11 protein-coding genes are annotated in these 15,629 nt (G+C 68.2%); all 11 read left to right on the top strand.

What is annotated here, in order from left to right:
• The first annotated feature begins 19 nt into the window (after positions 1-19).
• The 11 genes from JW364_RS16490 to JW364_RS16440 all read left to right on the top strand — a co-directional run bounded on the left by JW364_RS16490 (position 20) and on the right by JW364_RS16440 (position 15,384).
• Positions 20-1,984, top strand: a complete 1,965-nt coding sequence (locus tag JW364_RS16490; RefSeq protein ID WP_205333851.1) for a hypothetical protein — start codon at positions 20-22, stop codon at positions 1,982-1,984.
• Positions 1,981-2,379 (top strand): hypothetical protein, encoded by a 399-nt coding sequence (locus tag JW364_RS16485; RefSeq protein WP_205333852.1) that lies wholly within the window; start codon positions 1,981-1,983, stop codon positions 2,377-2,379. Before JW364_RS16490 ends, JW364_RS16485 begins: the two co-directional genes overlap by 4 nt.
• Positions 2,372-4,396: a transglycosylase family protein gene (locus JW364_RS24445; protein ID WP_205333853.1), complete on the top strand. Its 2,025-nt coding sequence runs from the start codon at positions 2,372-2,374 to the stop codon at positions 4,394-4,396. The genes JW364_RS16485 and JW364_RS24445 overlap by 8 nt, the downstream gene beginning before the upstream one ends.
• Entirely contained in the window at positions 4,393-4,938 is a 546-nt protein-coding gene (locus JW364_RS16475) for a hypothetical protein (protein WP_205333854.1), read from the top strand. The genes JW364_RS24445 and JW364_RS16475 overlap by 4 nt, the downstream gene beginning before the upstream one ends.
• Positions 4,939-4,977: 39 nt before the next feature.
• Entirely contained in the window at positions 4,978-5,679 is a 702-nt protein-coding gene (locus tag JW364_RS16470; RefSeq protein WP_205333855.1) for a hypothetical protein, read from the top strand.
• Positions 5,676-7,610 carry a type IV secretory system conjugative DNA transfer family protein gene (locus tag JW364_RS16465; RefSeq protein WP_205333856.1) on the top strand — a complete coding sequence of 645 codons (1,935 nt, stop codon included), beginning with the start codon at positions 5,676-5,678 and terminating at the stop codon, positions 7,608-7,610. The genes JW364_RS16470 and JW364_RS16465 overlap by 4 nt, the downstream gene beginning before the upstream one ends.
• The gene (locus tag JW364_RS16460) at positions 7,610-8,020 is read left to right on the top strand and encodes a DUF4913 domain-containing protein (protein WP_205333857.1); all 411 of its coding nucleotides are present in this window, start codon (positions 7,610-7,612) and stop codon (positions 8,018-8,020) included. The genes JW364_RS16465 and JW364_RS16460 overlap by 1 nt, the downstream gene beginning before the upstream one ends.
• 17 nt (positions 8,021-8,037) lie before the next feature.
• Positions 8,038-8,202, top strand: a complete 165-nt coding sequence (locus tag JW364_RS16455; RefSeq protein WP_205333858.1) for a hypothetical protein — start codon at positions 8,038-8,040, stop codon at positions 8,200-8,202.
• Between the two features lie 142 nt (positions 8,203-8,344).
• Positions 8,345-8,722: a hypothetical protein gene (locus JW364_RS16450; protein ID WP_205333859.1), complete on the top strand. Its 378-nt coding sequence runs from the start codon at positions 8,345-8,347 to the stop codon at positions 8,720-8,722.
• Positions 8,723-9,031: 309 nt separating this feature from the next.
• Positions 9,032-9,616 (top strand): hypothetical protein, encoded by a 585-nt coding sequence (locus tag JW364_RS16445; RefSeq protein ID WP_205333860.1) that lies wholly within the window; start codon positions 9,032-9,034, stop codon positions 9,614-9,616.
• A 41-nt stretch (positions 9,617-9,657) separates the two neighbouring features.
• Positions 9,658-15,384: a DEAD/DEAH box helicase family protein gene (locus JW364_RS16440; protein ID WP_240199199.1), complete on the top strand. Its 5,727-nt coding sequence runs from the start codon at positions 9,658-9,660 to the stop codon at positions 15,382-15,384.
• Positions 15,385-15,629 lie beyond the last annotated feature (245 nt).

Raw genomic sequence — 15,629 nt, 5'->3', positions numbered from 1 at the left:
GATTGCGAGACGCCCCACCATGACTGTCACCGACCTCCGTAAAGCCTCCACCGCCACCACTGACGGCGACACCCCGCCGTCGACGTTGCGCCTCAATGCCGGTGCCGCCTCGGCCACCCGGCCGAGCAGCAAAGAACGCTCGACCAAGCCGACCACGTTCTACGACGACGACACCCGCGAGGACCTGCTCGACACCGCCCGCAGCGGTGGGATCAGCGGCTACCTCGCCCGCCAGAAACTCGACAACGACGCCCGCCGCCGGGAACGCCACGAAGCCGCCATTGCCCGGCCGATCCAGTTCGACGTACCCACCTTGATCCGTACCAACCGGGGCTACGACGGGCGTGGCGGCGGCCGCGTCGCCCACGTGCGCCGCCCCAACGAGCTGCGCGGCACCACCGCGCACGTGCCGGGGTTCTACCCGTTCCCCATCGGCGCCTCAGCCCCCCTGGACGGCGCGCCCGTCGGCTCGCACCTCGACACCGGACAGCCCGTCGGGTTCGATCAGATCGGCTGGTTCGAGGCAGGACAGATCACCGCCCCGTCAGCGATGGTGTTCGGACTCAACGGGTTCGGCAAGAGCACGCTGAACCGGCGCATCGTCTGCCACGACCTGGCGACCGGGGTCCGCCCGCTCATCATGGGCGATCACCGCCCCGACTTCGTCAACATGATGCGCCAGATGGTCCTGCACGACAGCGACGGCCGGGTGCAGTACCGCGAGGACGGTGTCACCCCGGTCACCCCGCAGGTCACCAGCGTCGGATTCGACTCGCCGATGAATCCGCTGGCGGTGGGCACCTTCGGCAACCTCATCGCCCGGTTGCCCACCGCCGCGGCCCGCCAGCTCGCCGAACGCGAAATGCGGGCACGCCAGGTCACCGCCGCCACCGGCCTGCTCGAGATCAGCTCCGGCCGCCCGATCGCTCCGCACGAGGAGACGCTGCTGACCACCGCCCTGCGGGTGCTCTACGGCACGGCCAACGAGTTCACCCTGACCAATGCACCCCTGCCCGGCGATGTGCTCAACCTGCTACGCCAGGTCCCGCAGACTCTCATCGACGCCACCGCCCGCGACGCCGACACCAATCCCGAACTGCGCCGCGCCCACCAAGACCTCCTCGATGCCTCCGGCGCCCTGGGGCGTCGACCCCATGACGCGATCGCCGTCGACCGCTACCTGCTGCTGACCGAGAACCTGCGCCAGTCGCTCGACCAGCTGGTGTCGGGGCAGTTCGGCGAGATCTTCAACGCCCCCACCAAAGAGCCCATCGACATCGACGCCCTCGGGGTGTGCGTGGACATGTCCCGGCTGCCGGCCAACGCCCGCAAGCTGCGCGCCGCGGTGCTCCTGGCGTGCTGGTCGGACGGGTTCTCCGCCGTCGAAGCCTCGCACCTGCTCTCCGATCACGGCCTGCAAGAGCCCCGCAACTACGACCTGGTGTGCGACGAGTTCTCGCTGGTGCTCGGTGTCGGCAACGGCATCGTGTGGCGCGTCGACGAAGTCACCCGCGTCCAGCGCGAACAGGGCACCGGCAGCCTGTTCACCACCCACACCGTCAAGGACCTCCAGGCGTTCGACTCGATGGAAGATCGCCAGCGCGCCATGGGCTTTCTCGACCGCGCCCGGGTCAAGGTGTGCTTCCCGCTGCCCGAGGACGAAGCCTCGCTGATGGAAGGCAAGGTCAACCTCAACGAGAAAGAAGCCGCCACCCTCGCCGAGTGGGCCACCACCCCCCGCGGCATCGACGACCCGGTCGTCTCCGAGATCAGCGAATCGGCCTGGGCCGAGGGGGTCCGCGCGACCGGCACCGAAACCAACACCGTCCCGCCAGGTATGGGCAAATTCTTGATCAAAGAGGGTGAGCAGCCCGGTATCCCGGTGCAGATGCGGTTGACCGCCACCGAGCGCGCCACCGAGATGCACAACACCAACAAGCGCTTCAACCGCGGCCGCGGCGCCAAGTCCGGATCCGCGGCATGAGCACCGACAGCGACCCGGGGGTGGCCACCCCGATCGACCCGCTACCCAGTGCCTGGGAGCAGGTGCAGGACTGGGTGGTCGAACCCAACCCGCGCCGCACCGCCCACTCCGAGGAAGTCCGGCGACTGGCCGTGCGCGCCGTGGCTGAGCTACTCGCTCGCACATCGCTGTCGCTGACCGCCGCGGCCGCCGACGTCGCCGCCAACATCGGCGCCGGCACCAACAGCGTCATGCGGTGGTGCCGGGCAGCCGGGGTCGGCCGCGACGTCACCGCCCGCGACCGCGAATGGGCCACCCGCCTCGACGTCATGCGCTCGATGAACAAGGCCCTCACCGAGCACGTCCGCGACCTCGACACCACCACCGCGGACTATCGGGGTCTGCCTCGTGGGTGAGGGCAACGCCTCCACACTGCTGGTGCCGCTGCTGGCACTGGTGATGGGGTTCTTCGCCTCGTGCACGGTCATCATCTCCGTGGCCGGTGACGACGACGCGTGTCTGCCGCTGACCGGCGGTGTCGACCAACCCGCCGACGCCACTCTCTCACCCGGCGCCAAGGTCAAGCCGATGAAAGTCAAGGACTTTCAGATCACCTCCGGCTACGGGATGCGCGACGGGACGATGCACGAAGGCATCGACCTGGCCGGGGCACTCGGCGCACCGATCTATGCCGCCGCCGACGGCACCGTCACCGCCGCCGGGACCGCCTCCGGGTTCGGGCACTGGATCGTGCTCACCCACAACATCAACGGACACGTGTGGTCCACGGTCTACGGGCACATGTTCGCCGACGGCGTGCTGGTCAAAGCCGGCCAGAAAGTCACCGCCGGACAACACATCGCCAAGCTCGGCAACGACGGCCAATCCACCGGCCCGCACCTGCATTTCGAGGTGTGGGATGGCGGGCACCGCGACTTCACCGGCGGCCGCTCGGTCGACCCGGCCGGGTGGGTGTCCACCAGCCCCGAGCCCGGCGCCGCCCCGGCCGGGCGAGCCCCGGCCCAACCGGGTAGTCCGCGGGTGCTCACCGCACCCCGGGTCCTGCCCGCCGCCGACGTGGTCACCGCCGCCGACTGGGATGCCGTGGCCAAGCACGAATCCGGCGGCAACTGGAAGATCAACACCGGCAACGGCTACTACGGCGGATTGCAGTTCGCAGCGTCGACCTGGACCGGCGCCGGCGGTGCGCAGTACGCGCCGACCGCCGACAAAGCCACCCGCGAACAGCAAATGGAGGTCGCCAACCGCGTCCTGGGTTCCCAAGGCTGGAATGCCTGGCCGACCACCTCCAAGAAGGCCGGGGTCACCGGCAAGAAACCCGCTCCCGCAGGCACGTTCCTCAACGCCGCCGCGGTGCCGCCACCGGCAGGCGCCCCCAGCGGCCCGCCCGCATCGTCGGGGCCATCGGGCCCGCTGCCGCCGCTGCCGAAGTCCAAGGGCTCCGAAGCGCACTTCCAGGTCGACACCATCCGCCTCGCCCGCGCGATCGCCGCCAAGTTCCCCCAAATCCAGACCATCGGCGGCTGGCGCGCCGACGGCGGCGGATACAACGACCACCCGTCCGGCCGCGCCGTCGACGTCATGATCCCCAACTACACCTCCGCACAAGGGATCGCGCTCGGCAACGCCGTCAACAAGTACATCCTCGACAACAAGAAGCACTTCAAGCTCGAGTACACGATCTGGCGTCAGACCTACTACCCGGCCGTTGGCAAGTCCAACGTCATGAACGACCGCGGCGACCCCACCCAGAACCACTTCGACCACGTCCACGCCACCGTCGAAGGCCACGGCATGCCCCGCGGCAATGAGGTCTACACCGCGCCCGGCATCACCGGCGGGATCAGCGCCGACGACGGCGCCGACTGCGGCCCGGTCGAGAACCAGCACGGCGGGGGAGTCGACAACCTCGCCGCCGGGCGGGTCCCACCGGCCTACGAGCCGTGGTTCCGCAAAGCCGGACTGCTGTGCCCACAGATCAGCTCGGCGTTCCTCGCCGGAATCGGCAAGCAAGAGACCGGATTCAACGCCTCCCTGGTGTCCCCCGCAGGCGCGAAAGGACCGATGCAATTCATGGACTACACCTACCCGTCCTGGGCCAAAGACGACGACGGCAACGGCCGCGCCTCGGCCACCGACATCGGCGACGCCGTCATGGCCGCCGGTCGATTCTCCTGCGCCAACGCCAAACAGATCGACGCCGCGATCGCCTCCGGGCGGGTGAAAGAACCCGCCGAAGGCCGCGAAATTCTCTACGCCTACGCCTACAACGCCGGAGTCGGCGCGGTGCTCAACGCCGGCGGAACACCCACCGGCGGCGACTACGACACCCAGACCCGCCCGTACGGCCAGAAAGTCATCGCCTACGCCACACAGTTCGCCGATCAAGGACTTCCAGAGAAGAACCGATGAACCACCACCCCCGACACCACCTCCTGGTCGTCCTCGCGATCGTGCTGATCGCCGCACTGGCCGGATGCTCCGGCAGCGACGACACCACCGAACCCGCACACGACCATAGCCACGGCGAGCACTACAGCAGCCCACCCGGCCTGCCCGATCGCGCCGAACCGATCGGGGTGTTCACCACCACGGTCACCACCATGTTCAGTTGGCAACCCGCCACCGACACCTCACCCACCGACGCGCTGCGCCGCACCCGCGCCACCCTCACCGGCCAGGCACTGGCCTCCGCCGACAGCTCGGCCACAGTGCGGCCCAGCGCCCAGTGGGGCGCCTGGAAACAGTCCCTCGACGTCATCACCGCCCGCGTCGAGGGCGCCTCGGCAGTGCTGATCTCACCGGACAAGGCCAGCGCGCGCGGCACCGTCATCCAAACCGTGCTCGGCATCGACGCCACGGTGACCTCGTTCCGGAAGTTCACTGTCACCACCGATCTCGTCCGCGTCGACGGCCAGTGGAAGGTCGCCACCTACCCCCGCGCCGACACCTGACCCACCGACCTCTCATCACCCCTCGAAGGAAGGCACACCATGCTCGACCCACAGAGCGTCCCGCAGGACAACAGCCGCGAAGTCGACGACATCTTCGACGAAATCCGCACGATCATGCGGCACTCCCGACGTCGCGCCGACGAAGCGCTGCGTGAGGTCCGCAACCAGCAGCACCGCCGACGTGCCCGACAGACCCGCGCTCAACAGCGCCTGAACTTCGCGCGCCACACTGGCGCCCACCAGCCCCGCTACACCGACACCAGCGCCGAACGTCACCCGCTGACACCGGATTTGATGGCCCGCTGGGCCGGGGCGCACGCCGCCGCCGATCTGGCGCGCGAAGCCGCGGCCGAGGCCGCCCGCGAGGGTGACACCGCCCGGCAAGCCCAGACCAATGCCACCGCGCAGCGCGCCGAGCAATGGGCGCACGCCTGGGATGAGCGGCTGCGCGAGGCCGGCGTCGACCCCGACAGCATCGGCGGCCGCGACCGCGACAGCGACCTCGGCGAGGTCGCCGACACCGATCTGCTCGACCAGGTCTCGGCCGCGGCCGCGAACTATGCCATCGACGTCGACGACGCCGCGGCCGCGGGCGGGCACCGCTCGATGAGTGAACTCATCGCCGACACCGAACCCGCGCCCGAAGCCGCGTTGATCGCCGCTGGCGACAGCGACTGGCAGATCACCCCGGTCGCTGAGGTCGGGGCCAGCGTCACCCTCGACACCGGAGCCCAGCTGTGAGCACCACCCATCGCCGCGACCGCGGCCAACACGAGTCCATGGTCGGTTACTACCTCGCCGCAGCCGTGTTCGCGCTGCTGGCGATCGTCTACGTGTGCTGGCGGGCGGGTTGCTGGCTCGCCGGTCAGCCCGGCCCGGTGCTGATCAACCCGGCCACCGCCGCCGTCGACGGCACCTTCCAGTGGCCGGCGGCCTCCACCGTGCTCCTCGTGGTCGCGGTCATCGCCGCCGCCGCGATCGCGGTCGTGGTGGGACGTCATCGCGCCGCCACCGCCGTGCTGCGTGAGTTCGACCAGGTGGCACAGTTTCTTCCCCGCCCCCGGGAACTGCACGCCATCACCGCCCGCGATGCCAAGCAATCCGCGCAGCGCCTGCGTGGCCGCGACGCCATCGCCGGGCACCTCGACTACGGGCTCGTGCTGGGATCGCTGATCGGCGCGGGCACCTCCGCGCTCTACATGAGCTGGGAGTGGGTCGGACTCGTCATCGGCGGACCCCGATGCGGCAAGACCACCGGCTACGCCATCCCGATGATCTGCCAGGCGCCCGGAGCCGTGTTCGCCACCTCCAACAAGCCCGACATCTACGACGCCACCCGCTGGGTCCGTGACCGCAGCGACCTCGATACCACTCCCGCCGCCAAGGCCGACACCACCCGACAAGGGCTGCGCGCACTGTGGGCCTATCGCACCCAGCGGCGCGAACCGCCACGCACCCGCGGCACCATCTGGCTCTCGGACCTCCAGCACATCGCCGGCACTCAGGGCCAGCAGTGGTGGTGGGACCCGCTGTGGTGCGTGCACGAGCTCTCCGACGCCCGCGAGCTTGCCGCGATCTTCGCCGCCGCCGAAACCGCCGAAGGGTCACGCCTGGACGCATACTTCGACGGCGGCGCCAAAGAACTGTTGGCCCTGCACATTCTGGCCGCATCGGTCGGTGGGGGAGACCTCAAGCATGTCGACGGCTGGCTCACCGACCCCAAACTCAAAGTCGCCCGCCAGGTCTTGACCCGCCACGGCCACCACGACGCCGCCGCCAAGATCGACACCGCCGCCAACCTCAACCCCCGACAGCAAGACGGCCTCTACGACATGGCGCGACGGTTCATCAACGTCATGACCGTGCCCGCCTACGCCCGATCAGTCCTCCCGCCCCAACGTGTGCGGTTCGACGGCGACAACACCGTCGGCAGCAACGACATCCGCCACGACCTGCCCAAGTTCGATCCGCAAGCGTTCGTCACCTCCACCGACACCATGTATGCCCTGTCGATGGAAGGGGCAGGATCGGCCACCGCGTTGACCACCGCATTGGCCGACACCATCTTCAAAGCCTCCGTCGCCCAAGCACGGCGCAACGGTGGGCGTCTGCCGGTGCCCGTCGTGGCAGTGCTCGATGAGGCCGCCAACGTGTGCAAGCTGCCCGAACTGCCCGACTGGTACTCCCACTTCGGCAGCCAGGGCATCGTCATCGTCACGATGCTGCAATCGCTGGCCCAGGCCGCGAAAGTGTGGTCCAAAGACAAACTCGACATGCTCGTCGACTCCTCGAACGTCTACATCTACGCCGGATCATCGAACAACGAGTCCTACCTGTCCGGCCTGAGCCGGATGATCGGCCAACGCGACGTCCGACGCCGCAGCCGATCACACTCCAACTCCGGTCTGGGATCGACCAGCACCAGCGAATCCTGGTCCAGCGAACCCATTCTCGGTATCGACGACCTCAAAGCACTCCCCGCCGAGCGTGCAGTGCTGGCCACCTCCGGCAACCGCACCGTTGTCACCACCAAGAACTCCTACTGGCTCGGCCCCTACGCCGAACTGATCGACGCCTCCAAGAAGGCCTGCGCGACTGAACGCGCAGCACAGCAGACAGCACTGACCGCTTCACCGCCCGTCGCCGCCACCACCCGGGAAAGGACCTTCTGATGACCACCCACGACACCACCGACACCCCTGACGACGATCCCCGCGCGCACTGGCGGTTTACCTCCGGCGCCGACTGGTTCACCAACTGGCTCAGCCACATCAAAGCCGGGCGTTTCGACCGCGACACCCGCTGGTGTGCGCAGTGGTGGCGCCACGACGAAGTCGTCATCCGCCTCGAGGAGCTGTGGAAGGCGTGGGAGACTGCCCGCCTGAGCGAAGACCCCGCCGCGCTGTCGTCGTGGTGGACCGCCCACCTCGACGCCCACTGGCGAACGCTCACCGCCGAGAACGGGCCGCTGTACCTGTGCACCCCCGAAAAACACACCGCCACAGACACACTCACCGACGCGAGCACTCCACCACCGCCGGGATGGTTCGACCCACCCGCTGACCACACCGCCGCCGCATAGACCGCGAAAGCCAGCTCATGCCGTCACTCATTCATATCGCGCTCGTCGGCTGCTTCGTACTGCTGGTGGTCCTGTCGATCACCGGCGTCATCGTCGTCACCAAAGCCGCGCTGCGCCAACGCCGACGACCGCCCAGACACCACCACAGACCTGACCACGACGGAGCACACCATGACGACTAAACCGACACCCACATATCACCGCACCCGAAGGAGACCCGTCGTCATCGCCATCCCGGCGTTACTGGCGGCAGCGTTGATTGGCGTCGCATCAGTCGCAGGCTGCGCGGCCGGTGATGTGGACAGGTCATCGTCGCCCCAGACCGTGGGATGCACCCAGACTGCGGTCGCTCTGGCTGAGCGGCTGCAGGAGCGGTACCCGCAGACCGAAGTATCGGTACGCCCGACCACCGATACCAGCCCACCGGCTGACCGCGGCCGCGTGGTGCTGGTCGGGATCAACAACTGGGCTACCGATGCCGGTCGCGCTCTCGGTGCCCGCATTGCGACCGCGGTGCAGCGCGACGCCGCCGTCGACCGCGTCGAGTACGTGCTGTTCAACCGCACCTACTGGCCTGGCGATCCGACGGCGTATCCGCGAGCGCAACTGATGGAAGACCGTGGCAGCCCGATCGCCAACCACGCCACGCACGTCCGGATCACCACCCAGCCCGCACCGTTGGTCGAGTGCCCTGATGCCTAATCCCGGCGACGGCGAGGACCCGCCGTGAGATGACTCAGGCCCTGGCAGGTGCGTCAACACCTGCCAGGGCACTGATCGGTCAGAGATCGAGCCTCTGACCAGTGAGAAACGATAGCCACCCCCGCGAGGACCGGCGTTGGCCGGGCCGGGCGGACCTCACTTTGGTAGGAGCTCGACGCATGGCACGCAACGCCACCCCTGAGGACAACACCCCCAATCTGTTCGATCTACTCGCCGACACCGACCCATCCGGGAAGCGAATGTCGGCACCGCAGAGCACTATGAATACCCACACCGAGGAGGACACCGATGTTTCACGATCTGCGCACGGCACTGACCGAGCGGTACGCCCAGGAACTGACGCAGATGGACCGCACACAGTTCGAGGACTTCCTGACCGCGGAAACGACGCGACTGGAAGCCGAGATCGCTCAGACGCAGTCGCAGACCGAGCTGGCGACGATCGCAGCGTGGAAGGACCAGCACGGGGGCAACGACCCGGACGTGCTGACGACGCAGCGGCTGTATCAGCAGGCCCGGTACTCGGCGGAGGAGACGGTGCTGGCGACGCTATGGGAGGGATTCAGCAGTCCCGAGGACGACGACCAGCCGGACGACGAGCCGAACCCGGACACGATGACCGGGATGCAACGGTGGCTGACGCAGTGGGCGATCGAGGCGAGCCGAGAGACCGAACGACTGACCGAACAGGTGTGGCCGGATCAGACACCACGGTTTCAGGTGTGGGCCGAGCAACTGCTGGAAGCACGTCTGACCGACGGACTGCCGGTGCCCGACGGGCCGGCACATCCGCTGGTTCCGGAGCTGACCGCGATGGTGGACGCAGCGCTGGCCGATCAGGATCGCGCCGACGCCGAGCGCGTGCGGAGGTAGTCGACGACGGCCAGGGACTGCTGTTTGAGTCCCTGGACGATTTGCGGATCCCAACTGACCCCGCCGTCGTCGACCCCGGCGGCACGCCGCTGCCACCCAAGGCCGACGACGCACTGCCGCAGGTGCCGCAGTCCGAGACCGGGTTGCCGCTGACAGCGTGGGCGAGCACCCGAGTCGCCCCCGCACGCCGCCCGGACGGCTCGGTCGTCTACGTCAAGGCCGACCATGTGGTGGCCGGCCTCGAACCCGACCCCATCCCCGACTCGGAGGCACCGGAACCGGAGCCGCCGAGCATCGCGGCCCTCGACGAGGCCACCACCCCGGCACCGACCGAGGTGGTGGCCGCGACCCGGTTCACCCATCCGGGGACGGTGCTCGTGCCGTCGGGGGCCAAGTCCCGCGCCCGCGCCAATATCGCCGCACTCGAGGTCCTCACCGAGACAGCGCGCACCGGACGCCCGGCGACGCCCGCCGAGCACGAGGTCCTGGCGCAGTGGTCGGGGTGGGGTGCCGCGGCCGACATCTTCGACGAGTCCAAGCCGGAGTGGGCACCCGAACGCGACCAGTTGCGCGCCCTGTTGGATTCCGAGCAGTGGCGTCAGGCGAAGGCCTCCACACTCAACGCCCACTACACCGATCCGGCGATCGCCCAGACGATGTGGTCGGCGATGACTCGCGCTGGGTTCGACGACGGGCTGGTACTCGAACCGGGTTGTGGCAGCGGAACGTTCATCGGTCTGGCCCCGCCCGGCGCGCAGATGGTGGGCGTGGAGCTCGACCCGACGACCGCTCAGATCGCCCATCTGCTCTACCCCGACACCCAAGTGCGGTTGGAGGGTTTCGAGACCACCCGAGTCCCGGACGGCTCGTTCGCCGCGGTGATCGGCAATGTGCCGTTCGGCGGGTTCACCGTGCACGACCCGATCCACAATCCGGCCCGCCACCGCATCCACAACCACTTCCTGCTCAAGTCGCTCAACCTCACCGCCCCCGGCGGCTACGTCATGGCGATCACTACGGCCGGAACGCTGGATGCCGCCTCGGACAAAGCCCGCCGCGACATGCACGCCGTCGCCGACCTCGTCGGCGCGGTCCGGTTGCCCTCGACGGCATTCGAACGGGTTGCCGGCACCCAGGTCGTCACCGACGTGCTGGTGTTCCGCCGCCGCGAGGCCGACGTCGCCGCACCTGCGGACGCCGACTGGCTGCATTCTGACCTCGTCTCCCTCCCTGACCGGACCGGCGAGACCACCGAGATCGGGGTGAACCGCTACTTCACCACCCATCCCGAGCATGTGCTGGGCACGATGCGTGTCGATCGCGGGCTCTACCGCGACGGGATGCTCGTCGTGGCCGCCGAAACCGGCAGCGATGTCGCCGCAGACCTGAACGACCGACTGACCAACATCGTCGACGCCGCACTGGAGCGCGGCGACGGACTGTTTCTCGCCGACGACACCGCCACAGCCGGGATGGAGTTCACCGCCGGCGCCCTGGACGCCGACGCCCTCTACGGCGAGGACATCCCGATCGGGCACGTCAGCTACGACGAGACCACCGGGGTATTCACCCGCCGCGGGATCGACGGCGACGAGCCGATGAAGGTGCCCGCGACCCGCACCACCGAGACCCGGCACCTGCTGCGGCTGCGTGATCTGTTCGCGGCCACGATCGCCGCCCAGCGCACCCAGAGCAGCCGCGCCGAGCGGGATGCGCTGCGCGCGGACCTCAACGAGGTCTACGACGCATACCTCAACACCTACGGCCCGGTGAACCGGGCGAAGCTGGTGGGCGGCAAGGAACGCACCGCCGAGGAAGCCGCGAAGAAGTTCACAGAACTCGAAGGCAAGTGGCGTACTGCCAATCGCGACGCCGACGGCGCCGACTATCCCGGCCCGCTGCCCGAGGATGTGGCGGCCGAGCTCGATGAGAAAGCATGGCAGGTCAGCGCACCCTCGCGGCGCCAAACCCATCTCGAGGCGGTCCGCGCCGATCCAGGGATGGCCGGCGTGCTGGCGTTGGAACGCTACGACGACCAGACCGGCACGGTCAGCAAGACCGCGGTGTTCTCCCGCGACGTCGTCGTCGCGCCGGTCCCGGTGCCACGCGCGGACACCCCGGCCGAGGCGGTCGCGATCAGTCTCGGTGAACGCGGCCGGGTTGATCTCGACCGCGTCGCCGAACTGCTCGACCAACCCGCCGCCGAGGCGCGCGAGTCGATCCGTGGGCTGGTCTACGCCGACCCGGACATGCCCGAGGACCTGGTGCCCGCGCCCACAGCGTTGTCGGGCAACGTGCGCGCCAAACACGCCCGCGCCGCCGAAGCTGCCCGTACCGATCCCGGTAACCGGGACTGGGCAGAGCTAACACAAGCACTGGCGCAGGTGATTCCGGACGACAAGCAGCCCTCCCAGATCGGGTCGGTCAAACTCGGACCGACCTGGATCGAGCCGCGCGACTACGAAGCGTTCGTGCGCGAGACCTTCGGCGCCACGAGTGCCCGAGTGACGCGCGCGGCCGGTTCGTGGGGCGTCGAGGTGCCACCTGACGAACGCAACAGCGCGCTGATGCGCACCGAGTATGGCGCCGACAATGCCGACAGGAAGAACAAGGCGCTCGATGCGATCGACCTCACCGAAATGCTGCTCAACCAGCGGTCGATCGTGGTCAAAAACCCCAAGCCAGCGCAGGAAGAGGGGGCACCGGAAGTCGATGCCCAGGCCACCATCCTCGCCCAGGTCCAAGCCGAGAAGATCACCACCGAGTTCCGGTCGTGGCTGTGGTCGGATGATGAGCGCCGCGACCGCCTCGTCGCTGAGTGGAACCGCCGCTTCAACACCTGGGTCCGCCCCGAGCACGACGGATCACGGCTGGCACTGCCCGGTCTGTCCCCGGTGTTCGAGCCGCACCCCTACCAACGCGATGCGGTAGCGCGGATTCTCGCCGAGCCGACGGTGCTGCTCGATCACGTGGTCGGCGCCGGCAAGACCGGCACGATGTTCATGTCGGCGATGGAGCTCAAACGCCGCGGCCTGGTCAATCAGCCGTGGATCGTGGTGCCCACCCACCTCATCGAGCAGTTCGGCCGCGAAGTGAAGATGTGGTACCCCGCAGCGAACGTACTCGTGGGACGCAAAGGCATGTCGCCTGAGGACCGCCGCGTGTTCGCCGCCCAGACCGCGACCAGCGACTGGGACATGGTCATCATCCCAGCCTCGGTGTTCTCCGCGATCCGGGTCCACCCCCAGCGCCGTGTCGACTACATCTCCGGCCAGCTCGCCGAACTCGACGCCGAATTGTCCGCGAGCGCAGGCGACATGACCCAGGCAACGGTCAAGAAGATCGAACAGGCAAAGAAGCAGCTCCAGAAACGACTCGACGCCGCGACCGATCAGGCCAAGAAGGACCACGGGGTGTTGTTCGAAGACACCGGCGCGGACTATCTGTTCGTCGACGAGGCCCACGAGTACAAGAACAAGGGCCGCCAGTGCGCGATCGACTCGCTGTCGCTGACCGGGTCGAACAAGGCCGAGGACCTGTCATTGAAGCTGGACTACCTGCGTGAGCGTCGCCAGCATCAGGCGGTCGCGGCCGGGCGGGTCATTACCCCGGGCGCTGAGCGGGTCGCGACGTTCGCCACCGGCACCCCGATCGCGAACTCGCTCGCCGAGTCGTGGGTGATGCAGCAATACCTACGCCCGGATGTACTGGAGGCGGCCGGGGTCCGCTCGATCACCGACTGGGCGGCGTCGTTCACCGCGACCCGCTCCGAGACGATTCCCAACGCCACCGGCACCAAACTGCGTGTCGTGTCGAAGGTGTCGGCGTTCGCCAACCCCAAAGAGATGTTCGCCATGGCGGCTCAGTACACCGATGTCGTTGTCCGTGAACAGGTCCCAGCCAATCTGCCCGTCCATGACGGGCGGCAGATCATCACCAGCACACCCGGTCAGGAGCGGCGCGATTTCATCGCCGATCTGGACTATCGGGCCGACCATCTCGACCCGCGACGCGCCGACATCGACAACGTGCTCAAGATCCTCAACGACGGCCGCAACGTTGCGCTCGACCCGGCGCTGGCCAACCTCGAACCGGATCCGGGAAACACCCGCGCCGATGCCGTGGCCGAACAGGTCGCCCGCATCTACCACGCCACCGCCGACAACGAGTACCTCACTGAGGAAGGGGAGCGGTCCCCGATCCGCGGGGCGTTGCAGCTGGTGTTCTGCGACCGTGGTACCCCGCGACCCGACGGCCCGTCGGTGTACTCCAACCTCAAAGACCTTCTCGTCGAGCAGTATCAGGTGCCCGCGGAGAAGATCGCGTTCATCCACGACGCCAAGTCGCCGTCGCAGAAACTGGCGTTGCAGGCCGACTGCCGAGCCGGTCGGATCGCAGTGCTGGTCGGGTCGACCTCGAAGATGGGCACCGGCATGAACGTCCAAGGCCGCCTGATCGGTCTGCACCACATGGACGTGCCGTGGCGGCCCGCCGATCTCGAGCAACGCGAAGGCCGGATCATCCGGCAGGGCAACCAGAATCCTCGGATCGAGATTCTGAACTACGTCACCGCCGGCACCACCGACACCGTCATGTGGTCGAAGGTCGAGTCCAAGGCGGCGTTCATCGAACAGGCCAAACGCGGCCAGCTCGACGACGTCGCCGAAGTCGACGACATCGCCGACGACTCCCTGTCTGAGGCGGCCGCCGCAACCAAAGCCGCCGCGACCGGCGACGAACGGTTCCTCGAAATGGCGACCCTGGAAGACGAGGTGAAAAGCCTGTCCGCATTGGCCAGCGCCCACGCCGACTCACGCTCCCACGCGCGGCGGGTCGTGGCCGCCGCCGACCGGGCCATCCCACGATTGGAAGCCAGCATCGAGAAACTCGATCTTCTGCTGGCCGGTCACCAGGAGTGGATTGACGCCGGCAAGGAGTTCGTCGTCACCGGAGACCGGCCCCGGTCGAAACGTCCGGAACGGTCCGAGGCGCTGTTGTCGCGGGTCACCGCGGTCTACCACGAGCTCAAAGGTGCCGGCATGAAGCAATCCATGCCGATCGCGTCGATACCGTCAGGGCTCCAGGCGCACGCCTCACGCGAGTTCGCCCAGGACAAGATTCACGTGTGGCTCGATTGCCCCGGGCGGCCAGGGTTCACCCTTGACGCCCCTCAGGTGTTCACCACCAGCGAGCGGCGCACCGCGACCGCGTCCGGTCTCGCCACCCGCCTGGAGAACCTGTACGCCGGGCTCGACGACACCCGTGCTCAACTGGTCGCCGACATCGCCAGCTACCGACGCGAAGTCGAGGTCAATGCTCCGCGTATCGACGCACCGTTCGGCCTGGCGGAGGAGTTGCAGACCAAGCAGGTTCGGCTGCGGCAACTGCGGATGGAGATCGAACAGGCCCAACAGTCCGAGGAAGCGGTCGCCGCCCGCCAAGCCGCCGAAGAACGGATGCGCAGCGCCGGTCGCGGACCCGGCTGGAGTCTGGAACTCAACCCCACCCCGGTCATGGTCGAAGAAGCCGGCCTCGACCATGCCACCGAGTACATCGCCGCGATGAAACGCTCCCACCAACACCAAGCAGAGCTCTACCAGGCCGAGAAGGACACCACGACAGCAGAACCGGGAATCGGAACACTGCTCGCGGACACCCGGCCTGCACCGGACGCCGAGCGCACACAGGCCACGGACGCGCCGCAATCGCCGCACGATCCACTCGGTGAGGGCACACAGCCCCAGCGCGACCCGGACCTGGATCTGTGAGTACAGCAGCGACGTTCGCCGCGTTCAGACGGAGGCGTTGGCGGGTGCGCGCACGCTGCCGCCCCCCCGATGCCGCGCTCCGCCCTGCGGGCAAGCAGATCGAGCAGGCCGCCTCGGACCTGACTCGCCAACGGGCAACCGCTCTCAACAACCCGCCACGTGAAGGTCACCTGGCCCCCGGAGCACACGCCCGCCGATCGGCCGTGACCCACACCGGACAGGCGTGGCTCGCCACGCGCGACCAG

This window comes from Gordonia sp. BP-119, from assembly GCF_016924115.1.
GTDB classification, from domain to species: Bacteria; Actinomycetota; Actinomycetes; order Mycobacteriales; family Mycobacteriaceae; genus Gordonia; species Gordonia hongkongensis.
The sequence above is the reverse complement of the archived record's forward strand: the minus strand, read 5'-3'. Positions and strand labels throughout refer to the sequence as shown.